Annotated in this window: 25 protein-coding genes and 1 pseudogene; 10 read left to right on the top strand and 16 right to left on the bottom strand. The window is 65.5% G+C overall.

Annotated features, from left to right (window positions below; translation table 11 throughout):
* Nucleotides 1-15: 15 nt before the first annotated feature.
* The 3 genes from JM664_RS08175 to JM664_RS08165 all read right to left on the bottom strand — a co-directional run bounded on the left by JM664_RS08175 (nucleotide 16) and on the right by JM664_RS08165 (nucleotide 3,569).
* Nucleotides 16-825: a type 2 periplasmic-binding domain-containing protein gene (locus JM664_RS08175; RefSeq protein ID WP_227419437.1), complete on the bottom strand. Its 810-nt coding sequence runs from the start codon at nucleotides 823-825 to the stop codon at nucleotides 16-18.
* A 212-nt stretch (nucleotides 826-1,037) separates the two neighbouring features.
* A complete protein-coding gene (locus tag JM664_RS08170; protein ID WP_227419436.1) occupies nucleotides 1,038-2,747 on the bottom strand; it encodes a pyrroloquinoline quinone-dependent dehydrogenase in 1,710 nt (569 codons plus the stop codon).
* 408 nt (nucleotides 2,748-3,155) lie between these two features.
* Complete coding sequence (locus tag JM664_RS08165) at nucleotides 3,156-3,569, bottom strand: c-type cytochrome (protein ID WP_227419940.1); 414 nt, start codon at nucleotides 3,567-3,569, stop codon at nucleotides 3,156-3,158.
* Nucleotides 3,570-4,021: 452 nt separating this feature from the next.
* Between JM664_RS08165 and JM664_RS08160 the strand changes: the two genes are divergently transcribed.
* The 4 genes from JM664_RS08160 to JM664_RS08145 are packed head-to-tail and all read left to right on the top strand — an operon-like array spanning nucleotide 4,022 to nucleotide 7,253.
* A complete protein-coding gene (locus JM664_RS08160; protein WP_227419435.1) occupies nucleotides 4,022-4,960 on the top strand; it encodes an ABC transporter ATP-binding protein in 939 nt (312 codons plus the stop codon).
* Nucleotides 4,957-5,778, top strand: a complete 822-nt coding sequence (locus JM664_RS08155; RefSeq protein ID WP_227419434.1) for an ABC transporter permease — start codon at nucleotides 4,957-4,959, stop codon at nucleotides 5,776-5,778. Before JM664_RS08160 ends, JM664_RS08155 begins: the two co-directional genes overlap by 4 nt.
* Nucleotides 5,779-5,782: 4 nt before the next feature.
* A complete protein-coding gene (locus JM664_RS08150; RefSeq protein ID WP_227419433.1) occupies nucleotides 5,783-6,604 on the top strand; it encodes a substrate-binding periplasmic protein in 822 nt (273 codons plus the stop codon).
* Between the two features lie 19 nt (nucleotides 6,605-6,623).
* Nucleotides 6,624-7,253 carry a zinc metalloprotease gene (locus JM664_RS08145; protein ID WP_227419975.1) on the top strand — a complete coding sequence of 210 codons (630 nt, stop codon included), beginning with the start codon at nucleotides 6,624-6,626 and terminating at the stop codon, nucleotides 7,251-7,253.
* 166 nt (nucleotides 7,254-7,419) lie between these two features.
* On the opposite strand, the pseudogene JM664_RS18985 reads toward JM664_RS08145, so the two are convergent.
* Nucleotides 7,420-7,806, bottom strand: a pseudogene (locus JM664_RS18985) (IS66 family transposase); the annotation flags it as partial.
* Between JM664_RS18985 and JM664_RS08135 the strand changes: the two are divergent.
* The gene (locus JM664_RS08135) at nucleotides 7,787-8,086 is read left to right on the top strand and encodes a hypothetical protein (protein ID WP_454824315.1); all 300 of its coding nucleotides are present in this window, start codon (nucleotides 7,787-7,789) and stop codon (nucleotides 8,084-8,086) included. The pseudogene JM664_RS18985 and the gene JM664_RS08135 sit on opposite strands and share 20 nt — an antisense overlap.
* 194 nt (nucleotides 8,087-8,280) lie before the next feature.
* Here the strand turns inward: JM664_RS08135 and JM664_RS08130 are convergent, their stop codons facing one another.
* The 4 genes from JM664_RS08130 to JM664_RS08115 are packed head-to-tail and all read right to left on the bottom strand — an operon-like array spanning nucleotide 8,281 to nucleotide 13,157.
* Nucleotides 8,281-9,729 (bottom strand): CoA transferase, encoded by a 1,449-nt coding sequence (locus tag JM664_RS08130; RefSeq protein WP_227419431.1) that lies wholly within the window; start codon nucleotides 9,727-9,729, stop codon nucleotides 8,281-8,283.
* Entirely contained in the window at nucleotides 9,726-11,330 is a 1,605-nt protein-coding gene (locus tag JM664_RS08125) for an ABC transporter permease (RefSeq protein WP_227419430.1), read from the bottom strand. The genes JM664_RS08130 and JM664_RS08125 overlap by 4 nt, the downstream gene beginning before the upstream one ends.
* Nucleotides 11,314-12,117 (bottom strand): ABC transporter ATP-binding protein, encoded by an 804-nt coding sequence (locus JM664_RS08120; RefSeq protein WP_227419429.1) that lies wholly within the window; start codon nucleotides 12,115-12,117, stop codon nucleotides 11,314-11,316. The genes JM664_RS08125 and JM664_RS08120 overlap by 17 nt, the downstream gene beginning before the upstream one ends.
* Nucleotides 12,118-12,140: 23 nt before the next feature.
* Entirely contained in the window at nucleotides 12,141-13,157 is a 1,017-nt protein-coding gene (locus JM664_RS08115) for an ABC transporter substrate-binding protein (RefSeq protein ID WP_227419428.1), read from the bottom strand.
* Between the two features lie 505 nt (nucleotides 13,158-13,662).
* On the opposite strand from JM664_RS08115, the gene JM664_RS08110 reads away from it, so the two are divergent.
* Nucleotides 13,663-15,774: a DEAD/DEAH box helicase gene (locus JM664_RS08110; protein ID WP_227419427.1), complete on the top strand. Its 2,112-nt coding sequence runs from the start codon at nucleotides 13,663-13,665 to the stop codon at nucleotides 15,772-15,774.
* Nucleotides 15,775-16,245: 471 nt separating this feature from the next.
* On the opposite strand, the gene JM664_RS08105 is transcribed toward JM664_RS08110, so the two are convergent.
* A complete protein-coding gene (locus JM664_RS08105; protein ID WP_227419426.1) occupies nucleotides 16,246-16,479 on the bottom strand; it encodes a hypothetical protein in 234 nt (77 codons plus the stop codon).
* 500 nt (nucleotides 16,480-16,979) lie between these two features.
* Between JM664_RS08105 and JM664_RS08100 the strand changes: the two genes are divergently transcribed.
* Nucleotides 16,980-17,306, top strand: a complete 327-nt coding sequence (locus JM664_RS08100) for a hypothetical protein (RefSeq protein ID WP_227419425.1) — start codon at nucleotides 16,980-16,982, stop codon at nucleotides 17,304-17,306.
* 83 nt (nucleotides 17,307-17,389) lie between these two features.
* Here the strand turns inward: JM664_RS08100 and JM664_RS08095 are convergent, their stop codons facing one another.
* The gene (locus tag JM664_RS08095; protein ID WP_227419424.1) at nucleotides 17,390-17,533 is read right to left on the bottom strand and encodes a hypothetical protein; all 144 of its coding nucleotides are present in this window, start codon (nucleotides 17,531-17,533) and stop codon (nucleotides 17,390-17,392) included.
* 14 nt (nucleotides 17,534-17,547) lie between these two features.
* Between JM664_RS08095 and JM664_RS08090 the strand changes: the two genes are divergently transcribed.
* On the top strand, nucleotides 17,548-18,366 hold the full coding sequence (locus tag JM664_RS08090) for a DUF3800 domain-containing protein (RefSeq protein WP_227419423.1): 819 nt from the start codon (nucleotides 17,548-17,550) through the stop codon (nucleotides 18,364-18,366).
* A gap of 120 nt (nucleotides 18,367-18,486) precedes the next feature.
* Here JM664_RS08090 and JM664_RS08085 read toward each other — a convergent pair whose 3' ends face one another.
* The 5 genes from JM664_RS08085 to JM664_RS08065 all read right to left on the bottom strand — a co-directional run bounded on the left by JM664_RS08085 (nucleotide 18,487) and on the right by JM664_RS08065 (nucleotide 21,906).
* Nucleotides 18,487-19,431, bottom strand: a complete 945-nt coding sequence (locus JM664_RS08085) for an IS1595 family transposase (protein WP_227419422.1) — start codon at nucleotides 19,429-19,431, stop codon at nucleotides 18,487-18,489.
* Between the two features lie 181 nt (nucleotides 19,432-19,612).
* A complete protein-coding gene (locus tag JM664_RS08080) occupies nucleotides 19,613-19,795 on the bottom strand; it encodes a recombinase family protein (RefSeq protein WP_227419421.1) in 183 nt (60 codons plus the stop codon).
* A 109-nt stretch (nucleotides 19,796-19,904) separates the two neighbouring features.
* Nucleotides 19,905-20,381, bottom strand: coding sequence for a hypothetical protein (locus tag JM664_RS08075; protein WP_227419420.1), 477 nt, complete (start codon nucleotides 20,379-20,381; stop codon nucleotides 19,905-19,907).
* Nucleotides 20,382-20,430: 49 nt separating this feature from the next.
* A complete protein-coding gene (locus JM664_RS08070) occupies nucleotides 20,431-21,348 on the bottom strand; it encodes a hypothetical protein (RefSeq protein WP_227419419.1) in 918 nt (305 codons plus the stop codon).
* A gap of 12 nt (nucleotides 21,349-21,360) precedes the next feature.
* Entirely contained in the window at nucleotides 21,361-21,906 is a 546-nt protein-coding gene (locus JM664_RS08065) for a hypothetical protein (RefSeq protein WP_227419418.1), read from the bottom strand.
* A gap of 437 nt (nucleotides 21,907-22,343) precedes the next feature.
* On the opposite strand from JM664_RS08065, the gene JM664_RS08060 reads away from it, so the two are divergent.
* Nucleotides 22,344-23,723, top strand: a complete 1,380-nt coding sequence (locus JM664_RS08060) for a S8 family peptidase (protein ID WP_227419417.1) — start codon at nucleotides 22,344-22,346, stop codon at nucleotides 23,721-23,723.
* 19 nt (nucleotides 23,724-23,742) lie between these two features.
* The gene (locus JM664_RS08055) at nucleotides 23,743-25,029 is read left to right on the top strand and encodes a hypothetical protein (RefSeq protein ID WP_227419416.1); all 1,287 of its coding nucleotides are present in this window, start codon (nucleotides 23,743-23,745) and stop codon (nucleotides 25,027-25,029) included.
* Between the two features lie 477 nt (nucleotides 25,030-25,506).
* Here the strand turns inward: JM664_RS08055 and JM664_RS08050 are convergent, their stop codons facing one another.
* A complete protein-coding gene (locus JM664_RS08050) occupies nucleotides 25,507-25,863 on the bottom strand; it encodes an N-acetylmuramoyl-L-alanine amidase (protein ID WP_227419939.1) in 357 nt (118 codons plus the stop codon).
* Between the last annotated feature and the right edge of the window lie 99 nt (nucleotides 25,864-25,962).

Here is a 25,962-nt window from a genome sequence, read left to right as displayed (position 1 = left end):
CTGCCGGCGGCCTAGTCAGACCCCGCCTGGAACGGCGGGTATGCTGCCGAAGCCGTGCGCCTCGAGAAGCGAACCTATCGTGCCGTCGGCAATCATGCTCTCGATGGCGCGGTCCACCTCGAGCCGCAGGAAGGAGCTCTTCGCGAGCATCAGCCCGCCAATATTGGCCGTGCTCTCCACCGCCTCATCTATCTGGATCGGGTGGAGACCCTGTGTCGCCTCCGGGTCCTCTTCGGAAATAGTTGCGAAGACCGGCCCGAAGATCAGCGCGGCCTCTATCGTGCCTTCGCCCAGCCCGCTCACGAGGTCGATTGCTCGACCGTAGGGCAGACGGTTCCAGCGGTTCTCGGGTGCGCGGGTGGCAATGTAGCGCGCCAGCGCCAGGTCGGCAGGCGAGGCCATCATTGTGCCGATCCGCGACTCGGAGGGTACGTCCTCGAGGCTCTGGTAGTCGGGATCCGCCGCGATCATCATGTGATCATAGGCGACATAGGGGCGTGTGACCGTGAACTCGGGCGCATACATGCCCGCACCGACATGGAAGCCAAGGACCACATCGCAATCGTTTATCAGGGCGCGGAAGAGGTCGGTCTCGAGCCCCTCCCCATCGATGCCGTAGCCGGCGCCGAGCATCACGAACTCGCTGTCCAGCAAGAGCCGCGCGGCAATCTCCTCGGCAACTGCACGGTCGAACTCGTTGGTCAGGTTCACGTCGAACTGGCAAAAGCCAATCTTGTTGCCATCGGCTCGACGCCAGCTTTCGAGCTGCGCACGGTCGACCTCACCGATGAGCTGCGCGTCGGCGGGACCGGCAAAGGTGCCCATGAGCAGGCCGAGTGCCGCAAGTGGCCCAGAAAGCCATGAACGGATGACCGCGGGACGGGGGGCCAGAACGGAGTGGACGGCTGCATGCATCGCGAGACCTCTGGCTCCAAGGTGAGGGAAGGGCGAACGTCCATCGATCGAAGCGGTCCGGGCCGTTCCCGGCCCGGACCCTTTAGGCATGGGTGGCCCGCCCAGAGGCGGCCCACCGGTGATCAGCCTTCGGACAGCTTGAACACGTAAAGCGCGTTCGCGCCGAGGGCGGGCATTTCCAGACCTGGCGTCAGCGACTGCTGAGCGTTGGAGGTGAGGCCGACCGGAAAGACGACGTATTGCTCGCCGTCCGCCTCGTAGGTCATCGGATAGCCGCCCGCCGGTGCGTGGAGCCGCGGGCTCGTCCAGAGCACGTCGCCTGTCTCGTCGTCCAGCGCATAGTAGCGCCGGTCGACGTCGCCGACGAAGACGAGACCGCCGCCAGTGGTGAGGACCGAGCTGTTGTAGCGACGGTCATGCTGGATCTCGAAGGCTTTCGAGCCGTCGGCCGCGTTCAAGGCGTGGAAGGCGCCGATGTTCTCGGCGCCCGGAGCCAACGAGGTGCCGAAGCTTTGGAACATGCCCATCGACTCGCCCACGGCGGGCATTGCGCCGAGGCTCATCTCGCGCGGGGCACTGGTTTGGCAGGTGTTCGCGCCGTGCATGTAGAAGATGCCGGTGCGGTCACTGTAGGCCGAAGCCATCCAGAGACGCCCGCCGTTGATGGCCGGGCAGAAGGTCTGCTGCTGTCCGAACTCCGTGAAGTACAGCTCATCGTTCGTCTGGACGCGCCCAGTCTCCTCGTCGATGCCAGTGATCGAGTTGGTGTAGAAGGTCGTCTCGCCCCATTGGAACTCGCCGGTCTCGGCGTCGAGGCCAAAGACGACGCCGTTCTTACCGGCGGCGGTGACGATCATCTTCCGGGTCTCGCCGTCCACCTCGGCCTCGATGATCAGGCGCTCGAACGGCGAGTCGAGGTCCCAGTTGTCGTTCGGCAGATGCTGGTAGAGCCACACGAGCTCTCCCGTGTCGGCTTTCAGCGCCATGGTAGAGTTCGTCCCTCGCGCGTCATCCTCGGCGGACATGCCGCGGGAGATGTGCGCGTAGGGGATCGGCATGCCGCTGCCGTAGAAGATCATGTCGAGCTCGGGGTCGTAGGCACCCGTCGCCCACGGCGTTGCGCCCCAGCGGTTCTGCGGCGGCACGCCGCCCCAGCTCGCCTCGAAGAGCTGGTCGCCCGGCTGGTCGAGCGTGTTGTAGCGCCACAGCTCCTCACCGGTGTCCGCGTCATGTGCGGTGATCCAACAGGCGCCCACCGTGCCAACCATGGAGCAGCCCGAGGTGCCGGTGAAGATCTTGCCGTCGGCAACCAGAGGGCCTGCAGTGTAGCTGTAGCCCCGCTCCCAGTCATTGACCTGCACTTCCCACACGACCTGGCCAGTGAGCGCGTCCAGCGCCATCAGCTTGGCGTCCACGGTGGTCGTGATCACCTTGTCGTTCCAGAGGGCGATCGAGTTCTTCTGCCGCATCGCCTGGTTTTCATGGTAGCCGCCCGAGAACTCGGGGCGCTCGTGCATGTAGCGCCAGATCAGGTCGCCGGTGACGGCGTCGAGCGCCTCGATGTGGTTGTTGTTGGTCGCGACGAAGACGATCCCGTCGTGGTAGAGCGGCGCACTTTCCTGCCGGCCAAGTTCGGGCAACGCCCAGGACCAGACGAGCTCGAGATTCTGCACGTTGTCCTGATTGATCTGGTCGAGCGGGCTGTGAGCCTTGTTGTCGACAGTGCGCCGCGCCTGAAGCCAGTCGCCCGGCGCCGGATCGAGGATCATCTCGGCGGTCACGGGCGTGTAGGTCCGGCCACCCGCTTCCGCGGCTCCGGTTTCTTCAGCCAACTCAGTCTGCAACCCCGGTTGCTGAGCTTCCAGTTCCGTTTCCTGAGATCGCAGCACCTCTTCCGGAACTTGCGGTTCCTGAGCTGCCTGCGCCTCCTGTGCTCCCGTCGCTGGAGCTTCCTGCGCGAAGCCTTGAGTGGCCAACACGATCGCTAGAGCCGATGTCGCCGAGGCTAGTGTCATAATTCTCATCAAACTTCCTCCCATTACCTTCTGTCGTTCGAACGTTTCATTCTGCAAACGTTGCGCATCCACCGGACCCTGCGACTCCAGACGAGGAACCGTAATCTCTCGCGCATTCAGGGACTGCCGCCCGCACCGAAGGACATGGCCAATCCCCTGAATGGTAGTGCGAATGCGACGGACCCGCCGATCGCACAGCTGCGACGGAGGACTCGCCGCGGCCTGTCATTGCGGGATCTTGATCTCCGAGAGGGCAGGAGATCCTGCCAAGACTTCCTCGCCCTCCGGCAGCCCCCCGCGATTCATGAAGTATGCCACGAGGTCCACATATTCCTGCGCCGGAAGTCCGCCCGGCCGGTTAGCTGGCATGTCGAAGCTGATTATCATTCCAATCAGATCCTGGGCCGAGTAGGGCCAAGTCTCGAAGTTCTCCGCCTTCTCCTCACCATGACATTCGGCGCACCGGCGCTCGTACAGGTCGGCGCCGCGAACCACCTGCTCCGGGCTGAACCAGCCGTGGGCATCCGCGCTCTGCGCGGTGGCCGGAGCGGCGAAGGCGATTGCGAGAATGGCGCCGCCGACGGCGGCTGATGGGATCGGCGCACGCAACCAGGCTCGTACGAATGCACTCAAACGCATAGAACTCACTCTCGGATTTCCTCCTTCGGGGCGTATAGGTCAAAAGCGCTGCAGCGGGTGAGGTGTACCGAGAGCTGCTTTATCTGCGGCGACTTTTGGTTCCCCTAGGCGGCTTGTCAAGCCACTGATTCTGAAAACCGTCGCGCAACATTCGAACCCTTAGCTACAGGCGCGGCAGCAGGATGTGCCTTCACCTGCCGCCTGTCCCGCCAGGACCACGCGTTCGAGCTTTCTGCTGCAGCAAGAACCCCTTGCCATTTCCGTCCCGCCGGGGATCTTATAGCCACGACCGGCACAGGCTTGCGGCAATGCTGCTCCGACACGTGCGCGGTGTACGCAATCCGCGCGAGCTACGACTGGATCGGTAGGAGACGCACGAAGGCATGCCGCTGGCCGCCAAAGTCACAAAGCCTGTGGCGCATGATCCCGATCCGGATCTGGCGGAAAAGGGCATGGCCGTGACAATCTCGAAGATCAGCAAACGGTTCGGCAGCACGATCGCGCTCGACCAGCTGGATCTCTCGATCCGAGAGAACGAGATGTTCGCGCTGCTGGGGCCGAATGGCGCTGGAAAGACAACACTCATCCATATTCTGGCCACGCTGATGCGGCCGGACTCCGGAACAGCCGAGATCTGCGGGATAGACGTGGTCCGTCAGCCCAGGCGCGCGCGTGCTGCGCTGGGCGTCGTCTTTCAGGAGCCTAGCCTCGACGGCAAGCTCACGGTCGAGGAAAATCTCGATTTCCACGCGCGCATGTACCGAATGCCGGCCCCGCTGCGCCGCGAGCGTATAGGAGAGATGCTGGAACTCGTTGAACTCGCAACGCTCCGGCGCCGACTCGTCCGATCGCTCTCGCCGGGCATGAAACGGCGGCTCGAGATCGCGCGTGCCCTGGTCCACGACAGCCGTGTGTTGATACTCGATGAGCCGACCGTAGGACTCGACGCGCAATCTCGCGGGCGGATCTGGGAATACCTCGCTCGCATCCGCGCGCGGCGCACGGTGACGGTTGTGGTGACGACCCACTACATCGAGGAGGTCGAGGGTTGCGACCGGGTCTGCGTCATCGACGACGGCCGCGTCCTCGCCCTTGACAGGCCGGACACGCTGCGCTCGCGCCACGGGCGCCATGTGCTGCGCGTGCAGGCCCTCGACGCATCCACCGCGGCCGAGATCGCGGCGCTCCACCCCGATGCCGTGCCGGATGGCGACGGTGGCCTCGCTATCGTCGGCGGCCGCACCATCCTCGAAGATCTGCTCCGCCGCTTCGGACCGCGTATCGATCAGGTCTCGCTCGAGCGGCCGAGCCTCGGCACGGTCTTCCTCGGCCTCACCGGGCGCCACCTGCGCGAGGAGGGCGCCGCTCAGCAAGGCGCCGGAAAGCGATGATCCAGGCGGTGGAGGGCTTCGGCTACCTCGGCGCGCTCCACGCCATCTGGCTGCGCGAGATCAAGCGAGCGCTACGCGACCGCGGCCAGCTGGTAGGCGGCGTCAGCCGTCCGCTCCTCTGGGTTCTCATCCTTGGCGTCGGGCTCAACCCCTACTTCCGGGGCGAGATCTATGGCGAGGCGCGGTTCGCCATCCCTTTCACCTATCTGCAGTTCATCTTTCCCGCGGTCATCGTGCTAAACATCATGTACACGGCAGTGCTCTCGGCGGTGTCGCTGATCGCTGACCGCGAGTTCGGCTTCCTGCGGGAGGTGCTGGTCACGCCTGTGCCGCGGAGCGTCGTGCTACTTGGCAAGATTCTCGGCGGCGCGACCGTGGCCTTCGCGCATGGCTGCCTCGTGCTCCTTCTCGCGCAGTTCGCGGACGTGCCACTTCTGCTTTCGGGCGTGGGCGAGGCACTCCTGCTGATGTTCGGCCTCGCCTTCGGGCTCACCAGCCTTGGCATCGTCATCGCGCATCGGATCCGCAGCTTCGAGGGCTTTGGCGTGTTCTCGAACGCGGTGATCCTGCCTCTCTATTTCACCTCAAGCTCGATCTTCCCGCTCGACCCGGCGCTCACGGGGGCGCAGATGCGGGTTGTTTACCCCGAGTGGCTCGTGTTCCTCGTCGAGGTGAATCCGATCACCTATGCCGTGGATGCTCTGCGCGGTGCGCTCATCGGGTTCAATCAATTCGACGCTTGGCTCGGCCCAATCGTCATACTCGCTATTGCGGCGGTGTTCTTCCTCCTCGCCCTACGCGACTTCAACCGGTCCTGAAGGCGTGCGGGACGAGCCGAACCTCCGGGCTGACATCGGGGGCATCCTTGCGGTCGTCGCGCTCTTCGCGTGCGTCGCCTTCCTGCCACCCGACACTTCGCTATCCGAGATGCGGAAGGACGGAACGCTGAAGGCCTGCCTGCCCTCGAACTACCCGCCTCTCGTCATTTCCGGCGCCGAGCGTCCGGGCTTCGATGTAGAGCTGCTTGCCAAGGTGGCCGATCGCCTCGGAGTACGCTTGTCGCTCAACCGGAACGACGCAATTGGACGCGACTTCAATCCACGGAGCTGGGGCCTCAATCGGGCGCAGTGCCAGGTCGTGGCAGGCGGCGTCGCGGTTACCGACACGACGCGCACCTTTCTTGACACGACCGAGCCGCATCTTGCGACAGGCTGGATCCTGATCGGTCGGGAAGCCGTGCCAGCCTCGCTCGACGGCCTCACGGTCGGCGTCTTTCCCGGCGTTGCCGGGCGCGACCGCGTTGCTCTTACCTCGGGGCTGCGGCAGGAGGGCGCCCGCATCGCGCCGGCACACTCCATTGAGGATCTTGCCACTCGACTGGCCGCAGGCGAACTGGACGCGGGCGTCACCGAAGCTCTCGCCGGCGGCAGCCTCGCCGCCGAACGGGGCTGGAGCACAGCGTGGCTTCTTGGTTCCGACGAGGCAGATCCCATCGCTTTCGGCCTCTGGAAAGGCGACCTGACGCTGAAGCGTGCCGTGGGCCGCGCGCTGGAGGGCATCCGCGAGGACGGCGAGATCGAGGCGCTGCGCCGGATCTACAGCCTGCCGTCCATCAGCGCGGTCTATGCCGGAGCAGGCGCATGAAACGGCCCGCGCCAACACGATGATCGACTGGTCGGCTGTCTTCGCCACGAACGGGCAGGCAATGCTGTTCCGCCTCGCGGCGGTGGCGTTGATCCTGGCGGTCCACGGCTACAGCCTTGCGCTGTTGGCGAGGCTTCTGGGCGATCGCGTCTCGGCTGACCAGGGGCGGCAGAGTCTCAACCCCTTCGACCATGCAGAGCCGTTCGGAGCGCTCCTGCCGCTCTTTTTCCGGTTTGGCTGGATACGCCCGATCTATCCCGATCCGCGCCGCCTCCACGGCGGCTTCCTCGGCCTCATCGGCATCTGGGGGGCAAGCCTCGCGCTCCTTCTCCTACTTTCGTCGCTCCTCTGGCAAGTGCGGCCGTTTGTGATGGACGTCGTGCCGCGCGACACAGGAGGCACGCTTGTGGGCCTCATCCAGGTAGCGGCCGACATGAGTCTCCACTTTGCCGCACTGAATGCTCTGCCCCTGCCCCCACTCACGGGCGGGATGCTGCTCGCTGGCGTTGTCCCCGCACTCCGGCGGCGAATGGAAGGCTGGGTGCTCCTGGCTTGCGCGATGGCGATGAGCCTTGCCGTTGCGTCCGGCAAGGCCGCCGCGCTCCTCGGGCCGGTTGTCGGCCTTCTCCGGACAGCGCTGCATCCCTGAATCCGAGGAACGTGCCATCCTGCCCAGGATCACCGCGGAAGGTGCTGTCAGACGAAATCGCACCAGTCTCGGAATGGACAGGTCGGCTGCGTTCGGAGTTGAAGTGATTGCAGACGGAGGGTAAGCGTCCGGTCTGGACGGACCGCTCAAAATTCGAGCAGGCCAGGCGCTGCCGCAGGATCCGGTTCACGATGAACCGACCCGGGACGTATTCCAGCTCCTCGGTGATGTCCTCGCCAAGCCGGCAGAGCGTGCCGCGGCAACCAAGGCAGCTCTCCTCGCCGGTGGTGAGCTCGACCTCCATGCGAGGCACGTGATCAGGGATCGGCCGCCGCTTCGGCTCGCCCTCCTCCTTGACGTCGGAGAGCCGCAGCCGGCCCGTCATCGCCGCGGCGGCGATCTCGCTGCTCTCCAGCGCGAGCTGTAACTGCTCCACCATCTCCGAGGACGCACCGAACCGGTGGGCACGATGACCGGCGAGCTTGTGGCGGAGCTTCTCGATCAGTATGGCCTGCGCCTTTACCTCGGCCAGAATGGGCGAGCGGCTTGGCAACGAAGGCAAGTCGCCGCTCTACGCGGCCGTCGACGGGCGGCTGGCGGCAATCCTCGCCGTCGCCGATCAAGGAGACAACGCCGGACGCGATCCGCGCTCTGCATTCGCAGGTCTGAAGGTCGCGATGATCACCGATGACAATGCCCGCACCGCACGCGCCATCGCCGACCGGCTCGGCATCGACGAGGTGGTGGCCGAGGTGCTGCCTGGCGGCAGGGTCGACGCGATCAAGGCGCTGCGGGAGGGCTGCATTCGTGCCGCCTTCGTCGCGCGCCGATGAAGGATGATTTCGTCATCAGCATGCCTAAAACGGCTGGCTGATCGGACAGGCCCTCACCGAGCAAAACGGTGACCATCAGCGCCAGCTACACCACTTCGCGGGACAACATCTGTGCGGTCGGACCGACAAACCGATCGCGTCTCAATGGCTTGCATCTGCCGGAAGCGCTTCCCGTTCAAACTGGACGCGTCCCGCTACCAGATCGGGTTGCTGCTGCCAGGCGTGGGTGGTGGGCCATCCCATCGAGGCGGCGTGACTTCCATCTGGAGCGCTGGCGGCAAGTGCCGGAGGCGGCCGAGGTCCGTCTCGCGCGCGACCAGAAGATCGTCGAAGAGATCAGGCGCTGCGGGCGCGGTCTCCTCGTCGACGGTGCCCATCCGGGTGATCCACGTGCCCGTCTGGCAAAGGGAGGCGCGGACATGCCAGCTGCCGCCCTCTTCGGCGCGACGGAGCAGTGCCTCCATCACCCCCCGCGCCGCCAGATAGCCGGTAAGGTAGTCGCAGACGGAGCAAGGCGCGAGGCGGGGCGGGCGGCCATCCATCCGCGGGACCGTGAGGCCCGTCGCCGCCTGACCCAGACCTTCCCATCCTCGCCGTCGGGACCAGGGGCCGGTATGGCCGTAGCAGTTGATCGATACGTAGACGATGCCGGGCCGTAGAGCCGCCAGCCGATCCGCGTCGAAACCGAGCTTCGCCAGCGCTCCCTTCCGGTAGCCCTGGCAGAAAACGTCGGCCGCGCGCGCCAGCGCCTCGAGCCGGGCGCGCCCGTTCTCGCGCTTCAGGTCCAGCATGGTGGACCGCTTGCCGTGGCCCGTCTCGAGCTCGAAGGGCTGTCGATCAAGCCGCCCCGGCGCGATGACCTGCAGCACGTCGGCGCCATGCTCGGCCAGCGTTCGGGCGCAGATTGGCCCGGCCAGCGCCAGGCTGAGGTCGAGCGCGCGGAGCCCGGAGAGCGGCCTGTCGCCGGGGGGCAGCGGCTCGGGGGGTGCGTCGCCTATCCGGATGACCTCGACGACCGGGTGCCCAGCGATGGCGCGGCCCTGCGGGTGCCGGCGCCACTCCTCGGCGCTGCGGACGACCGCGGCGCATGTCCCAGCCTCCGCCAGCGCGTCCTCGAGAGGCTTCGCGTCCCAGTCCGCGACCGCCGCCGGAATGCCCGAAGCGTCGGTGCCGAGCACCTCCATGATGCGCGTGGCGAGGTGGGGCAAACCGCCATGAACGTGGATCCAGCGCCCGTCCCGCGTGCGATAGATGCCGACCGCCGCATTGCTGGCGTTCTCGCCGCGCAGCAGCGACCGCGCGCCCCAGGCGCGCCAGCCCCCCGGCTCCGGCTCCCAATCCGCGGGTCGCGCTCCCTCGTTAGGGTCGAGCAGCAGGTAGGCGTAGCCTGCGAGCGCCGCCGCGGCCTCGCGCACGGCGACGCTGGGGCGCTGACGCTGTCGGGTGCGCCGGCGCCAGATCTCGGCCGCGGCGTCGCCGCAGAGCGCGATCGCGGTCGCTGCCGCCTCTCCGATCGGGCGCGGGAAGCGAAGGACGGGATCGCGTCCGACGATGTCGGGCGGGTCGCCGAGAAAGGCGAGGCCGCCGAGCCCGGCCATGTCGAGCGCCCGTTGCGGTAGATCCCGCGCGAGCGAGGCCGTCACGCCAGCTGCTCCGGCGCGTAGCGGCGCAGGACGGCGCGCTCCGCCACGCTGACAAGGCCGTAGGTCGCCATCGCGATCAGTGTCAGGATGGCAGCGACCGCCCAGAGCACCGCGTAGTCGGCATTGTAGACGCCTGCGAGGATGGCGTTGCCCATGCCGACACCGGTCACCAGCCACTCGATGATGACGGCGCCGAGGATCGAGGCCGGCACCGCGATGCGCGCCGAGGCCATGAGCGCGGGCAGGGCCGACGGCAGCTCGGCGCGCCAGAGGATGGTCAGGCGGCTGGCGTTCATGACGTGCAGCACCTCGACGATCTGCCGCCGCGTCAGGCGCATCGCCGTCACCATGTTGATCATGGTCGGGAAGAACGAGAGGATCGCGACGATCACCGTCGTCGCGGCCAGAGTCCGCCCCAGGAGCAGGATCACGAGCGGAGTCGTGGCGAGGATCGGGATCGACCTGAGCGTGATCGCGATCGGCATCACCCCGCGCTCGACCGACGGGCGCAAAACGAACACGATCGCGGCGAGCGTGCCGCCTGCCATGCCCGCGACGAAGCCGAGCCCCGCATTGCCGAGCGTGACCAGCAGTCCGCCGAAGACGAGGGCACGGTTCGCTGCGGCGTCAGGCTCGGTGAAGAGGAACGCCCAGACATCCCCCGGACCCTTGGCGAAGAAGGCGTTGAGGCCGGCAAGGCGGATGAAGAGGGCCCAGCCGCCGAACACCACGACGAGGCTGATCGCGATCGTCGCCCCCGTCCGCAGGAGGCCAGGTCCCGCGCCCGCGCCGCCGCGCGTCGCTGCTTGCGAAATCTCGAGCCCGTGCACCCACGGCGTGAGCCATGCACCGATCCAGCCCACCAGCACGTAGCCACCGCCGGACAGCGCCGTCGCCAGAACGGCGACGCTCCAGACCCGCGTCGTCTCGAGGCTGGCGAGGGCGCCGGTGATGAGGACGCCGAGGCCGCGCTCGGCCCCCATGAACTCGCCGACCGTGGCGCCCAGCACTGACGCGGGCGCGGCGATCTTGAGGCCGGCGAAGAGGCTCGGCAGCGCCGACTGCAGCCGGACCCGGATGAGCTTGTCCCGGCCGGACCCGCCCAGCACGTGCACCACCTCGAGCGCCGCCGGGTCAGCGGAGCGTAGCCCCAGCACCGCCGCCACCATCGTCGTGAAGATTACCGCGAGCGCACTCAGCGCCACCATCGCGTCGGGCCGGTCGAGCAGCACCATCAGGATCGGCGCCAGCGCGATGATCGGCAGCGAATAGATGGCGAGCGCCGCGCTGAAGACCGGCCGCTCAAGCGCCGGCCATTGCACTATCAGCACTGCCGCCACAACCGCGACCGCATTGCCGATCGCGAAGCCCTTGAGCGCGGTCCAGAGCGTGACCTGCACGTTCGTCGCGTAGAGCGGCCAGTTCTGCGCGAGCTGCGCCGCGACCTGTGTTGGCGCTGCGAGCGCGAAGGAGCCTGCGAGCAGGGTCCGCGCCAGCACCTCCCACCCGACGAGGACCGCGACCAGGATTGCCACCGTCTCCGCCCGTTCGGGCAGGCGCGAGAACCCCCGGCCTGCATCGGCTTCACCCGCGATCGTCATCGCCGCCACCCGCCAAGAGCTCGGATAGCCGGTCCGTCAGCGCATGGAAGCTGGGCGTCCGCAAGAGCGCCTCCTTTCGTGGCCGCGGGAAGTCGACCTCCACCTCGGCAAGGATTCGTCCGGGCCGCGGGCTCATCACCACGACCGTATCCGAGAGGAACGCCGCCTCCTCGATCGAATGGGTGACGAGCAGGGTCGTCGCCGCCTGCTCGCTCCAGATGCGCAGGAGCTCGAGGTTGAGCCGCCGCCGCGTCATCTCGTCGAGGGCGCCGAACGGCTCGTCCAGCAGCAGGACCTCGGGCGACGTGACCAGCGCGCGGGCGATGGCGACGCGCTGGCGCATGCCGCCCGAGAGCTCCGCCGGCCGCGTTCGCTCGAAGCCATCGAGCCCGACAAGCGCGATGAGGTCGTCGCAGGTGCGCGCCGGGACGGCGAGCCCCGTCACCTGGACGGCCAGTTCGATGTTCGACCGGACCGTGCGCCACGGCAGCAGCGCCGGCTCCTGGAAGACGATGCCGAGCTTGCTCGCGCGCCGCAGCTCCCGCGGCGTTTTCCCATGGGCGGTGACCGTGCCAAACGTCGGCGCATCGAGGTCCGCGAGCATCCGCAGGATCGTCGACTTGCCGCACCCGGAAGGTCCGATGATCGAAGTGAAGGCGCCCCGCCTCGTCGCAATCGACACGTCCTCGAGCGCCAATAGGGGCGCCCCCCGCCCCTCAAAAATCTTGCGCAAGCGGGCAAGGCGGATGCCCTCGTCGGCGGGCGCCCCGGCCGTGGCCGCGTCCACGGTCGCGGGCGGGCGCTGGCGCACTAGATGCGGATCCTGCCCTGATAGATCTCCTCGAGGATCTCCCTAGAGAACAGGCTCTCGTCCGCCTCGATGCCGAGCAACGCCATCGTCTCCAGATTTGCCCGGATCTTGTCGTCGCTCATCCAGAAGAGGCCGTTCGCGGCGGTCTCGGGCGTCACCAGTAAGTCGAGCTGCGCCTGGGCCTGCAGCTTCTGCTGCTCGGGGTTCAGACCCTGATCAGCGGCATACTTCTCGACCGTCAGACGCGTGGCGTATTCGATGTCGTCGAGGAAATCCTGCCAGCCCCTGATCTCGGCGCGGAGCAGCCGCACGATCTCGTCCCGCCGGTTCTCCAGCGCGTCGCCCGTCACGATGTAGATGCCCGAGAAGATGTCGTAGCCGTAGTCCGACAGCAGGAAGCTGTGGGTCTCGATGCCCTGCAGCTCGAGGTCGATCGGGCCCGTCGTGAAGAGCGTCAGGAAGCAGTCGACCTCGCCGCTGGCGAGCGGCGCGGGGTTGCCCTGCGTCGTCACCACCTCGATCCTCGACGCGTCGAGGTCGTTCAGGGTCACGATCGCGTCGAGCACCGGCTGGTTGATCGTCGCGAGCCCCAGCCGCGGTCCGCCCTCAAGGTCCGCGGGCGTCCGCACCGGATTGTCGGCGCGCGAGGTGATGCAGAACGCGTGACGCTGGTTCTTGGCGCCGAGCACCGTGTAGCCGGCGCCGTTGGCATTGGCACGGGCCGCGAAGTCGGTGGCAGACACTCCCACCAGAGCCTGTCCAGAGATCACAACCGGGTCCACCGGCGCATTCGGCCCGCCCGACAGCAGCGTGACTTCGAGGTCCTCGTCGGCATAGTAGCCGCGCTCTTCCGCGATGAAGCTGCCACCGTACTGCACGCTCTTCAGCCAGCCGAGCTGCAGCGCGACGCTGTCGGCGGCGTGGGCCGCGCGCGGCAACATGAGCGGCGAGGCAGCAAGGCCCGCTCCTCCGACCGACGCCAACCGCAGAAGGTTGCGACGAGAGATACGGCTCATGTTGTGATCCTCTTCTCCAGAACCGGCTTCCGACAAATGTGGCGCGGATGCTGCCGCTCGGCAACGCCCCACGGCGAAGTGCAGCGTGCCCGCGTACTTGGTCGGTCCGCTCCGCCAGGAGTTGGTCCGTCGTGCATCGCCTTCTTGCTCTGGTGGACGCCGACAGTTCCGGCCCGCCAGATCCGAAGAGAAGACCGCGTCGACGACTGCCTGATCCAGTGCTGCCCCAGTTGCCTCGGCGCCATGTCGCCGATGTCAGGAAGCATCCGGCGTCGTCGACGGGCCTCTGCCGATTGACCATAGGGGGCACCGGGAAAGCCAACGCTATGCGATAAGCATCCGGAGACGCAGGTACGGCTTGCACCGCCGAGCCGTTGTAGTGGCGCCATGTTCGCTGGTAGGGCCAGTGTACATCGAACGCGTTGCGCGCTAAGGGGTCGTGCTTGTGCTCCCCGCCGGCAGACGCGACGGGTTGTCCCACCTGATTAGAGCTGATCGATTCCCGATGATCCAGACCCTTGCCAACGCGCTCGCCGAGCGCGGCTACAACACCCTGACGGCCGTGCAGGAGGCCGTCACCAAGGCCGAGCTTCAGGAGGCCGACCTGCTCGTGTCGGCGCAGACCGGGTCGGGCAAGACAGTGGGCTTCGGCCTCGCAATCGGCCCAACGCTGCTCGGTGAGGCCGAGACGCTCGGTCCCGCGGGTGCGCCGCTTGCCCTAGTGGTCGCTCCGACGCGCGAGCTGGCCTTCCAGGTGATGCGCGAGCTCGGCTGGCTCTATGCCGGGGCCGGGGCACGCGTCGCCTCGTGTGTCGGCGGCATGGACATGCGCGACGAGCGCCGGGCGCTCGAGCGGGGCGCGCACATCGTCGTGGGTACGCCGGGCCGGCTGCGCGACCACATCCAGCGCGGTTCACTTGATCTGAGCGGCATCCGCGCGGTCGTGCTGGACGAGGCGGACGAGATGCTCGACCTGGGGTTCCGCGAGGACCTCGAGTTCATGCTGGGCGAAGCGCCAGAGGACCGGCGCACATTGATGTTCTCGGCCACGGTGCCACCGCAGATCGCGAAGCTGGCGGAGCAGTTCCAGCGCGACGCGGTGCGCGTGACGACGCTGTCAGGGACCAGCCAGCATGCCGACATCGCCTACCAGGCGCTGCGGGTTGCGCAAATCGACGCCGAGAACGCGATCATCAACGTGCTGCGCTACCACGACGCCGAGAACGCCCTCGTCTTCGCCAACACGCGGGCGACGGTGAACCGCCTCACCGCCCGGTTCTCCAATCGCGGTTTTGCGGTGGTCGCCCTCTCCGGCGAGCTGAGCCAGACGGAGCGGACCCATGCGCTCCAGGCGATGCGCGACGGTCGGGCGCAGGTCTGCGTGGCGACCGACGTGGCCGCGCGCGGCATCGACCTGCCGAACCTCGACCTGGTTATCCACGCCGAGCTGCCTTCGAACGACGAGGGGCTGCTGCACCGCTCCGGCCGGACCGGCCGGGCGGGGCGCAAGGGCACCTCCGTGCTGATCGTTACGCCCAAGATCGCCAGGAAAGCGGAGCGCCTTCTGAGCTCGGCCGGGGTCGAGGCGGAGTGGACAACGGCGCCCACGGCCGACGAGATCCTGCGGCGCGACGAGGAGCGGCTTCTGGCGGATCCGGCCTGGGCGGAGGAAACCAACGAGGAGCAGGAGGCCTTTGCCGCGAAGCTGCTGGCGAGACACGCGCCCGAACGGATCGCTGCGGCCTACCTGCGTCTCTATCGCTCGCGGCAGTCGGCGCCGGAGGAGCTGAGCCCGCCGGATGCGCGGCCGGCACAAAAGGCGCGCCGGAGCTTCGAGCCCGGCGCCTGGTTTGCCCTCTCGGTCGGTCGAGATGACCGAGCGGAGCCGCGCTGGCTGCTGCCGCTGATCTGCCGCGCCGGCGATGTGGACAAGGACGCGATCGGCGCGATCCGCGTGCAGCAGGCGGAAACCCTGGTCGAGATCTCCGCCGAGAACCTCTCGCGGTTTCTCGCCGCGCTCGACGACAAGGTGGAGATCGAGAAGGGCATCAGGATCCGCCGGCTCGAGGGGGAACCGGACGTCTCTACCGCGCCGCCGGCTGCCGAACCGACCGTGACGCCGATGCCGCCGCTCCAGCCCGATCGGCCTGCCGTCGCGGCGCCGGAGCCCAAGCCCAAGCCTCGCTCGGCGCCCCCCAAAGCGCCTCCGTCGCCATCGGCCGAAGTCTCGAAGGATCGTGGAGCACCGGCTGCGCGACGCAGTAAGCCACGCCATAAGACTCCGGTCGGGGACAGAAACTCCGACAGGCCCGGGACCGGCCCGGGCCGCGCCGGCGCGCGTCCAGGCGGCGCTAGTGCCGAATCCGGCGGCAAGAGAACAGGCGCATCGGCCGGCAAGAAGACGGATTCCGGCCGCGAGCGACCCGACAAGAGCAAATTCGTCAGACGACGGGCGGCTGGGAAGCCCGCGGCGGGATCATCGGACGCGTCCGACACGTCGCAGCGCTTCACGCCGCCCGGCAAGGCTGGGACCCGGAACGGCAGTAGCAAGGCGCGGACTCAAAAGCCCAGCCGCAGCAACGACGGCAGCGGACCGCCCAGGCGCGGAAAGCGCTAGCGCGGAGCAGGTCCTCGACGTTCCTGAGCGACAGCGGGAACCGGACATACTGACGGGGCGGCGCTTGATCATCGACTGACGCTGGGCGACCGCCACGCACCACTCAAGCCGCGTTGCTCAAACGGAACCCACTGCGACCCTCGAGAACCTCAAGAGCGGCCAAACCCCAGCGCAGCCTCGACGGTCTCCTCCCCTGGAACTGCACGCCCGCGTCAATCTGATCTCGGCAGTGTGTCCCGGCGACGATTACACAGCAACGCGCAGTTCTCTGTTGCTCAGGCATTGAGGACGGATGGCAGGAAGGTTCCGAGTGGCGACGCCGAAGCCGTCTTCGAATTGCTCGGTCGTTCTCAACCGCTTTCGGGTGCATCGCAAATTTCCAAACCCGATTCCGGCGGCAGAGTGTAATCGGAGGCCGTTCGTGAACGGCGGCGCACTTGTATGACGCCGCCTGCAAGTCGGTTGCCTGATCTATTTCGGGTTCAGCCGATCTTCCTTTGAGCCGAGATGTGCGGCGGGCGCATCGACCGAAGGTGACGGCGATCGGGCTGCTAGGATTGCGGCGCGAAGCGCCTTTCGATCCTCGTGCTTGCCGCAGAAGTAGCCTTGGTCTTGGTCGAGATGAAGCTCGCCATTGCCGATTGCTGTGCAGAGCGCGCATTCGATCTGTCTCGCACGCTCATGGCGTTGGGCAAGGTCGAGCATGACGCGGGCGAAGGTGTCGGCGTCAAGTCGAGCCCACCTCCATGGATCCCCGTTCGACCACGGCACACTCGGCTTTTCCCAGCGCGCCGAGCCTATCGACCGTCAGCACAGTGCCCGCGATTACTATCAGCATCGCAAGCTGTGCGCCCGCGGCCGATGGCTTGGATCTTCATCAAGCATGGGGGGAACCTCTCAAGTAGATGCTCTCACTACGACATAGGCCGTGCAACGGGATGCGCGGCACAGCATCTCGTAGCTAGCCGCTAGGGGCTCCGCGCGCCTGCCTTGACTTACCCACAGATCGATTCAAGACTGCCGGGGACAGCCAGACATGAACGCGCCGCCAAGGCTGCAACCAAGGCGGCGCTGAAGTCTCTGGCTCATCCGCAACCCTTCAGACGGGGCCGTCGCGGATAGTCGGTTCTACGCTTGGAATCCTACGATTCTGAGCCTCGACAAGTCAAGGCGGTCCCGTCGCTCATAAGCGAAAGGACGCCGCCATGGCGACCCACATCATCTCATTCCGCATCGAAAACAACTCCGGCTACGCCGAGCGTTGGGCATCCACAGTTGCCGCAATCCGTCGCGAAGCGGACGGGTCTGCGTGGGACGAGACTACTTCGTTCTTCTTGATCCGGTCTGCGAAAACGGCAGACGCCTTGGCAACGTCGATCTACGTCGGGTCGAAGTTCAATTCGACTTGCGACACTCTATTGGTGGTGAACGCCGCCAACGCCACCTACGCCACGCGCGGGGTAATCAAGTACCCGGCCACCTTGGCCTCGTTCTTCCAGCGGAACGCGCTCGACGGCCTGCTCGCCGGATAAGAACTCCTGATGTGGGCAGACCGGCACACGCAAGACACGGGCTGCCCGCATCACCAGTCCAAGACGAAGTTTCTGCGAGGGTGTCATCGCCTCTCCTTCGGCGGCTTCCGATCCTTCGGCCGCAGGTGTCTCAGCTTCTCGTCAAACGCGGCCTCATCCTCGTTCGCCTCTACCTCGCGGGCGAGGTCTTTGAACTTGTCGGATTGACTCTTCTTCTCAACGCCCATTCCATTAATCTCCCATGAGGTTTCACCCGACCGGCTTGTGCACCGTCTACGCCGACGAATCCGACGACAAGCAGCGGTTCGTCTTGGCGTTCGTTTCAATTCCAACACTCGCGATGCAGTCAGGTCCGGCCGCCAGCGCCCTAGCGGACAAGTGGAAGAACTATTTCCGAGCCGCGAAGGGCTGGCGCGCCGAACTGAAGCGAACGCATAACATCCCCGTCTCGAAGGAACTGAAAGGCTCAAAGCTCGCCACCGGCCGAAATCGGTACGATGGCGGGACAGCCCCTCTGTACGGCAGGCGTGCGATCGCAGCATACTCCTATGCCCTATCGCAACTAAACTTCCTTCCGCCGCAGAGCGTGTTCTCTGTCTACGCAACGCGGGACTACAACATGTATGGCCATCGCAAGCTTGAGGCGTCACTGTACGCCGCTTTTCAGCGTATCCAGAGCCAAAACTCTGCGACGGGCCAGCACGCGCTGATCATCTTCGATGAAGGGCATGGTGAATATCGCACCCTTTACCGGAAGGCGTGCGTTCATCTACCCACCGGATCGTCTCAAGGCGGATGGGTGGGTCAACGCTCAAAGAACATTCCCCTCACGACGACAATTAAGGACGCCAACTTCAAGGACTCGAAAACTTCGCACTTCATCCAGATTGCCGATCTGGTTGCGTATGCAACGCTGGTTAAGGCACGCGCTGAGCTAGGTGCGCTTAGCGACCGAGAGAAGAACCTGTCAGTCGCCAGCCTGCACGACTCTATTCCCCGGCGCGTACTAAACACGAAGGTCAAAACGGGCGGCACAGACGGCATTGATCGCCTCAGATAGGCACGGCCCCCGCAGGGGCCGCCCATTTTGAGCAGGTGCACTCCAACCCATTCAGGCGGTCGCAACCTGCATAATACACATAGCACCCGACCACGATTCGGTCAATGGAATCAGCGACCTTTAGGCTGTTTTTGAGTCAGGTCCTTGATACTTCAAGCGTTTGCCGCGCGCGCCCCGCAGCGCCCGATCAGCGCGCTCAACGTCCTCAACACCGTTGGCCGAGCGGTTGTCGTACCGGAAGCCGAACTCAGCCATGTAGCGGTGCAGGTGGCGCTTGCCGCAGTGCTGGTAGACGCCCTTCATGCCCCTCTTGAACACCGAGAAGTAGCCTTCAATCGTGTTGGTGTGGACCTCGCCGCGACCGTACTCGCCAGCGCCGTGGCGTACGAAGTCATGGCCTGCGAAGCCCGCCGCCAATTTGCGGTACTGGCCCGCCTCGTCGGTGTAGATCGTCGCTTCCTTGGCGATGTTCTCACGCAGGATCGGCACCAGCGTAGCGGCCTTGAGGTCGTCCACCACGAAGTTGCGGGCGCGGCCGGTGGTGCGATCCACCAGCGACAGAACCTTGTGCTTGTGAGCGTAGCCGCGGCCCTTCTTCGTGTGCTTCGGCTTGATGCTGCGGTCGTTGCCGATGAACGTCTCGTCCACTTCAACAACGCCACCGTCAGCGCCGAACGGGGCCAGATCGCCCGAGCGCATGGCCTCGCGGATGCGGTGCGTCATGAACCACGCGGTCTTGTACGTGACCTCAAGTGCGCGGTACAGTTGGTGGCTGCTCACGCCCTTCTTGCTGGACGTCATCAGGTAGACCGCTTGCAGCCACTTGTGCAGCGGAACCTTGCTGTCCTCGAACACGGTGCCGACCTTGACGGTGAACTGCTTCTTGCAGTCGCCGCACTTGTGCAGGCCCAGGCGGACGCGCTTCTCCGGGTTCGCCTTGATCTTGCTGATCCGGCCGACACAACCGCAGTGCGGGCACTCGGGACCGCTCGGCCACATGACGCTCTCGACGTGGGCGAAGGCGGCTTCTTCGTTGTGGAAGTACGGGCGGCTCAGGATCGACATGACAGGGTTCCTCTCTACCCCATCAATATGGCCTCATCGGGCTGGGTTTGCAAGGTATATAATCACCAATTAGAAACCACCAGAAACGGCCTGTTCTCTACCGAAATCAACAGCATGCGCGTTGTTCAGGCCGAACGAATTAGCTGCCCGTGCCGTTTCTAGGACTGCGTAACCCACGGTGCTACGTCGCATCAAGTCGCCTCAGCAGGTTCATCACCGTCGAGACGTGCCATCGCCCGCCACGGCGGGTGAGGATGGAGCGAGCGTTCACCTCGGCGGCAATTGCGCGCAGGCTGACCGCGCCACCTGCGCAGACGTCCTGAACGACCACCCGCAAATACCAGACCGTTGGCAGTCGAAGCAATGGGGCCTGCTCTACACTAGCAGCTTTAGGCGGCCAAAAATTCATTTCGTCTGCTCCAGACCTTGGCGACGCCTGACGATCCTGGTGCAGGGGCTCGAAGCGGCCCAATCTATCCGGCTGCCGGCACGCTCGTTTGAGGGGTGCGCTGCCACTGTCGTAATCGGTGCCGCATCAGCCACCACAGCACGCGCGGCGCCATGAGTGTCAGCAAGACAAGGACGAGCGTAAGGATGTGCGGCAGCCAAGAGGACAGGCTCGTAGACCCGGCGGAGAAGCCGCGCACGACTTCCGTAATGCCGCCGGTCGCCGTGGCCAGGGATCCGGTGGTCCCGCGCAGCAGCGCCACGACTTCCCGCGCCTGGGTCATCGGGCGAAGGCGCTGCTCGACATCGCGGAAGTGTGCTTCAAGCGCTGCGTCCAGCTGGTCCTCACCCTCAAGTCTGCCGTAGACGCATACCTGCACGTCACCGTCGGCTTGCAAGGTCGTCGAGAGACCGCCCCCGCCTACGACGACGCCACCGGACGCAAATTCCTTGGCCAGCGCGAGTATCTGAGCTCCGGTCCTGGCGGTGCGGAGCGGATGCATCAATACTCGCGAATGCAGCTCCAGCCCCGCGGCTAGTCGCGACAGAAGGTCATCCGCCAGCGTCGTCCGTCCTCTCGAAAATCCGCCCGCCGCGACCGCTCAGCAGGCCCACGACAAGATCGAAGAGACCCTGCCAGTGCCCGAGCGCGGTGTTCGTCGCGCGCTCGTGCGCCTTCGAGAACACCTGGTTCGCGGACGTCAAGGCATCGCGCCTCGTCCGAAAGATGACGTCGCCGTCCAGCTGCACCAGAGTCTGGAGAACGATCCGGTCGGTGCCGATGTCCCAGATCTTGCGAATTTGCGTCAGGATGTCTGCAGGCGCTCGGGGGATCTGCCGGCCCTCGTCCTGCATCTTCTGAAGTTCGGCACGGGTCTTGCCGACGAATTCCGGCGCAAGCCTTTTAAGACGGAGCGTCAGCGACTTCAGTTGATCAGAGTTGCGCTTGATCCGGATCAAGATCGTCCGAGTCGCCGGGTCGGCATGCGCCGCGCCGCCGCCAGGCGCGGCGTTCGCGGCGTTGCCGCGCAGGTCCACCGCCTCGATGATGTTGTGCGCCGCCCACCTCAACAGGTCGAATGCCCTCTCGCCGTTGTCGAACTGAAAGCTGTAGTGCTTGCTGCTCGGATTGAAGCAGGGCGCAAGGTCCCGGAGCGATCCTGCCGGACGTGCTTCGTCGTCCGGGTCCCCCGGATCCTCCGGAAGCGTCGCCGCATCGCCGTCCCCGCCCCCGTCGAGAGCCTCGACCGACATCACCGCCTCGTAGTCCTCTCGGAAACGGTCCAGGTCCAGCTGCACCCCCGGTCCGGTCAGGAAATCCGCGAACTTCTGGGCGACGTCGATCAGCGCGTGCGGCCAGACCGGCATCTTGCGACCGGTCATACCGCTCGCCTCGATGGTGTTGATCTCGATGACCGTCAGATCGCTGGCGATTCCCTTGAGCTGCGCGACCCAGTCGTCGTCTGCCATTTCGGCCGCCCGCTATTCTTCCGGCGCGTTGCGGCGCCGTGCAAAACGCTCGACTGTATCGGCTACGAACCTGATGTTGTCGGTGAAGATCTTCTGGCCGAGCTTCACGTGCTCCAGATGCGTCTCGCTCAGGGCCGCCTCGTCTTCCGGCGACAGACCGGGGCTGCGGCCGTGCGAGATGTCGCCCTGCAGCATGTCGATCTTGGTCACCAGCCCCTTCGCATTCGTGCCGGTGGCGAGCTGGACGTCCGTCACCCGTTCGCGTCCGTCCGAGTCCTTCTGGGTGACCACCTCGAACTCCGAGATCATCGTCCGTACCTTGATCGTACGGAATTCGTCGATCGCCTCCGCAAACTTCTTCAGCTTGCTCTGGACGACGGCCCAGGCATCGTCGATCTCTGCCAATTCCCTCTCCATCGGCAGCGAAATCTTTGATAGATTGCACCCGCTTTCGTCCGACGGCAACCTTGATCTCGCGCATCCGGTTCTCGTCGGACAGTCCCTTAGGAAGGTTGGTGTCTCGTCGGCTTGCAGCACAAACTGCAGCCGCTCCGCCATTGACGGGACTGCGGACAAAGCGCAGCGCCTCTCATGCAGGTCTGCCGGCTCTGGGCAGCAGTCGGCCGCGCGAAAGCGCGCGGCGGGCTTTGATTGCGGGCACCGCGCTCTGACGAATGATGATCCTGGCGGCGAACGCGATCGGCGTGACAGGTTACCGGCTGCCGTGGTAAGCTATTTACCAATCCGCCGGGTCGACTATAGGATCGACTAACATCGCGGCCGTCACCTAATGTTTTTTCGTGGCCATGCGCGCGGAAACGAACGGAACACGGAAGTCAATCCACATGCCAGGCCGCCGGAAGCCGCCCTCGGGAAGACCATCGTCATCAGACGAGAGGCCGAACGCCGCCCCGAGCCCGGACGAGAAGCTTGCCCGCTACGTCCTGTCGCCCCAGATCGAGGCGCTGTTCAAGACGCCGGAATCCCGGGTCCGGATGATCATCGAGATCAATGTCGATCCTGTGGAGCACATTGATGAGGGAAAGCGCCATGTGGAGCGGCTTCTCCTGTCGGTTGATGTCCCGAAGCACCACATCCAGCCTCTCGGACGCAGCTACCAGTATGTGTTCGCGAGCCTAACGCGGCGGGAGGCGCGGGCGCTCGTGCGCGCGGACTATGAGCAGGCGGGTGGTCAGCCGAGCAAGCGCGCTGTGCGGCGTATTTGGCCGGACGAGCCGCTCACGCCCTATATCAATCGCTCGATTCGGACAGTGAAGGCGGATGCCTGCCGCGTCGCCTTCGGCGCTGAGGGCGAGGGTATTGTCTGGGCGGTGATCGACAGCGGCATCGAGCAGGAGCACCCGCACTTTGAAGTTTATGAGAACCTCCAGAAGCTGCCGGAGGGGCTCGCACATCGAAATTTCCTCGACAATGGCGACGACGCCGAGGCTCTCGCCGACGCTTACGGACACGGCACCCATGTGGCGGGGGTGCTTGCGGGCGAGACATGCCCAATGAAGGGGCGTCCCATGTACCGAATGAGCAAGCAACGAGACGCAGAGAACACGGTGCGCACTTCGATAGATCCGCTCGAGGTTCCGCTGCGGGGCGTGGCACCGAAGTGCAAGATTCTGAGCCTCAAGGTCATTGATGACAGCGGTAATGGGTATGCGAGCGCGCTCATCGCGGCGCTCGAATATGTCGCGCGCTTGAACGGAGACGGACGCTACCTCCGCGTGCACGGGGTGAACCTCAGCCTCGGCTATCCGTTCGACGCCGAGTGGTACGCCGCGGGCCACAGCCCAGTCTGCACAGTCGTGAACCGGCTCAGCAAGGACGGCGTCGTTGTGGTCGCGGCCTCGGGTAACGACGGCTCGGCCTTCCTGCAGACCGAGGGCCGCATTAACACCCGCCGCGTCGGCGTGGACCAGTCGATCAACGACCCGGGCAACGCCGACGAGGCGATCACCGTCGGAGCAACGCATGCCGAATCTCCGCACACCTACGGAGTCTCGTTCTTCTCGTCTCGCGGTCCCACTGCAGACGGTCGCGCCAAGCCGGATCTCGTTGCGCCGGGCGAGCGCATCCTGTCCTGCGCCGCAACGAAGACCGAGAGCTTCAAAGAGGCTTTGCAGGACGCGGAGCACGCATTCGATACGAAGGCCGCCTATTTCCGCGAGGACAGCGGCACCAGCATGGCTGCGCCTCATGTTTCGGGCGCGGCGGCGGCGCTGATGTCGGTGAAGCCCGAGACGCGTGGCAATCCGGCGATGGTCAAGGACATCCTCGTGCGGTCCTGCACCGACTTAAAGCGCAAAGCCGATTTTCAAGGCGCCGGGCTGCTCGATCTGATGCGAGCGATCCAATTGACGTGAAGCAGGAGGAGGGAGGATCGTGGACAGCATCGCAGGGCTTCCTTTCGTCCGACTGAAGTTCGACAAGAACGGCGCGCGCATGGAGCCGGATGCGCCGGTGCGGCCCTCGGACATCGAAAACCTCATCGTGATCTCTCACGGCTGGAAGAATAACGAGGCGGCGGCTGACGGGCTCTATCGCCAGCTTATCGAGAACATGCGCAACCTGCCGGATGGAGAGCGGACCCTCGATGACGGGCGCTTCGGCGTCACCGGCGTCTACTGGCCCGCCTTTGTATTCAAGCCCGACCTGACGCTGCTGGAGGACGAGGCACCAACTGCGGGGGGCGGCGCTGCGAGCGCAGGCGGCAGCGACCTTCCGTCGTCGGAACTCGAGACCTTCGCCGAGGAGGTCGCTGCCTTCGTCGAAATCGATGACGTCACGTCGTTCAAGGAGCAGGTGAAGCGTGCCACCGGCGGCGGCGGCGCTGCCGACCGCCTGGCGGAGCGGCTTCGCGACGAGGTGCCGACGGAGGGCGCCGACGCGGAGGCCATCTTCGAGCAGGAGGGCCGCGACAAGCGCGGCAGCGAGCTCTTCGACTTTCTGAGGACTCCGCCGGCATTACCGCAAGCCGCGGGCGATCAGGGCGCGGCGGTCGGCTTCGGCGGGAGCGCGCCGGGGCGCCTGCGCTTCCTCGCCGGACCCCGCGCGGCGGTCGCGAGGCTGCTGAACCAGTTCACCTATTTCGAGATGAAGAAGCGTGCAGGTCTCGTCGGCGCCGCCCTCGCAAGGACGCTCGAAGCGGACGGGCTCGACACCGTGGGACTGCATCTCATCGGCCACAGCTTTGGTGCGCGGCTCGTGACCTCCGCAGTCTCACACCTTGAAAGGATCCAGCCACGGAGCATGACGCTCCTGCAGGCGGCCTACTCTCACAACGCGCTCGGGATCGGCAAGGGACGCGTACCGCAGGGCATGTTTCGCAACGTGGTCGCAAGCCAGCGTGTCACCGGTCCCATCGCGATCACCCATACGCATAACGACCGCGCCGTCGGCATCGCCTACGTGGTAGCCTCGCGCGCATCCGGCGTCGTGGCCGCCCGGTTTGGCGGACCGACCGACCCGTTCGGCGGCATGGGTGCAAATGGCGCCCAGCTTCTTCAGGACGGCGAAGCCGTAATGGCAACCTTGACGGCCGGCCAAACGCAAATGCTGAAACCGAAGTTGATCAATAACCTGCTGGCCGATGCAGTGATCGCGGACCACAACGATGTCACCAACACTGAGGTGGCGCGCGTGGCACTGCAGGCGATCCGGCATAGATAGGAAAGAAGTGACGCTCCGCATCGAGCAAGCGTCTAAACGGTGGAGTTTCGCTCGCAACCAGAGCACAGAGGGAGAGTTCATGTCGCGCACATCGTCGCCGACACTCGCCATGACCTGCTCCCCTTCGAGGTCTACGGGCACCGCGTTCGTTAAATTGAATTCGACATGCGGCTCGCCGCATAAGGATGACGTGGCGGGCTTACTGCTTTGCCAAGTCTATCTGCACGATGCTTTTCTAAGAAAAAACGAGTGAACCTTGCCGACACAATCGGGATGCGGCCCCGCCGGTTCGTCGTCTGCCATTTCAACCAGAGCTTCGCTGCCGAGTGGAAGGGGGCCTTCGCGGGGCGTTCGGAGGATTAAATTTCATACCATCAGGCTCGAGGTCGAATACGAACTCGGTCGAGCCGCCATATAGCACTAGGTCCGAGGTTTCGGCTCCAAAGGAAGCGAAGCAGGCCGCCGGCAGCATCCATCTCACGCGAGCACAGCTCCCTCTTCATGCTCGTCCATGCAGCAGGTTACTCTAGCCGCCTCACCTCTGGTACCTCCCGCCATTGCGACTAATTCCGGCACCGGTACATCCTGTCCTTCTAGGACGAGCTGCTTGAATCGATCCCACGGGAAGTGCAATTCGGGGTCGCGTCGCCGCTGCGGGTCCAGCATAGCATGGCTCACAACGTGCTTCAGATTGGGGTATTTCGCCCACGCATAGCGCACGATGCCGGCCGTTGCCTCCACCTGCCAGTTAGAGAACGTATCGGCACGGATCTGCGCGTTCACGACTGCAATGCCGAGCGAGTACCGATTGACGTCGGTCTTGCCGCCATTGATCTAGAGAAGGCTCTTGTCCTTGCGTAAGCGCGACGCCGTTCACCTCCTGCCGCTGGTGATCTGACCGGGGCATTCTCCGTGCGCATGGGGCGTGGAGGT

The organism is Roseitranquillus sediminis (genome assembly GCF_016918935.1).
Lineage (GTDB): Bacteria > Pseudomonadota > Alphaproteobacteria > Rhodobacterales > Rhodobacteraceae > Roseitranquillus > Roseitranquillus sediminis.
The sequence above is the reverse complement of the archived record's forward strand: the minus strand, read 5'-3'. Positions and strand labels throughout refer to the sequence as shown.

Excerpts from the sequence above, each read along its gene's own strand:
- JM664_RS08110 (WP_227419427.1), top strand. The coding sequence starts at position 13,663 with ATGATCCAGACCCTTGCCAACGCGCTCGCCGAGCGCGGCTACAACACC.
- JM664_RS08060 (WP_227419417.1), top strand. The coding sequence starts at position 22,344 with ATGATCATCGAGATCAATGTCGATCCTGTGGAGCACATTGATGAGGGA.
- JM664_RS08135 (WP_454824315.1), top strand. The coding sequence starts at position 7,787 with ATGGGCGAGCGGCTTGGCAACGAAGGCAAGTCGCCGCTCTACGCGGCC.
- JM664_RS08065 (WP_227419418.1), bottom strand. The coding sequence starts at position 21,906 with ATGGCGGAGCGGCTGCAGTTTGTGCTGCAAGCCGACGAGACACCAACC.
- JM664_RS08160 (WP_227419435.1), top strand. The coding sequence starts at position 4,022 with ATGGCCGTGACAATCTCGAAGATCAGCAAACGGTTCGGCAGCACGATC.
- JM664_RS08075 (WP_227419420.1), bottom strand. The coding sequence starts at position 20,381 with ATGCATCCGCTCCGCACCGCCAGGACCGGAGCTCAGATACTCGCGCTG.
- JM664_RS08175 (WP_227419437.1), bottom strand. The coding sequence starts at position 825 with ATGGGCACCTTTGCCGGTCCCGCCGACGCGCAGCTCATCGGTGAGGTC.
- JM664_RS08125 (WP_227419430.1), bottom strand. The coding sequence starts at position 11,330 with ATGACGATCGCGGGTGAAGCCGATGCAGGCCGGGGGTTCTCGCGCCTG.
- JM664_RS08090 (WP_227419423.1), top strand. The coding sequence starts at position 17,548 with ATGAGGTTTCACCCGACCGGCTTGTGCACCGTCTACGCCGACGAATCC.
- JM664_RS08105 (WP_227419426.1), bottom strand. The coding sequence starts at position 16,479 with ATGCTCGACCTTGCCCAACGCCATGAGCGTGCGAGACAGATCGAATGC.
- JM664_RS08155 (WP_227419434.1), top strand. The coding sequence starts at position 4,957 with ATGATCCAGGCGGTGGAGGGCTTCGGCTACCTCGGCGCGCTCCACGCC.
- JM664_RS08100 (WP_227419425.1), top strand. The coding sequence starts at position 16,980 with ATGGCGACCCACATCATCTCATTCCGCATCGAAAACAACTCCGGCTAC.
- JM664_RS08165 (WP_227419940.1), bottom strand. The coding sequence starts at position 3,569 with ATGCGTTTGAGTGCATTCGTACGAGCCTGGTTGCGTGCGCCGATCCCA.
- JM664_RS08145 (WP_227419975.1), top strand. The coding sequence starts at position 6,624 with ATGATCGACTGGTCGGCTGTCTTCGCCACGAACGGGCAGGCAATGCTG.
- JM664_RS08085 (WP_227419422.1), bottom strand. The coding sequence starts at position 19,431 with ATGTCGATCCTGAGCCGCCCGTACTTCCACAACGAAGAAGCCGCCTTC.
- JM664_RS08070 (WP_227419419.1), bottom strand. The coding sequence starts at position 21,348 with ATGGCAGACGACGACTGGGTCGCGCAGCTCAAGGGAATCGCCAGCGAT.
- JM664_RS08095 (WP_227419424.1), bottom strand. The coding sequence starts at position 17,533 with ATGGGCGTTGAGAAGAAGAGTCAATCCGACAAGTTCAAAGACCTCGCC.
- JM664_RS08115 (WP_227419428.1), bottom strand. The coding sequence starts at position 13,157 with ATGAGCCGTATCTCTCGTCGCAACCTTCTGCGGTTGGCGTCGGTCGGA.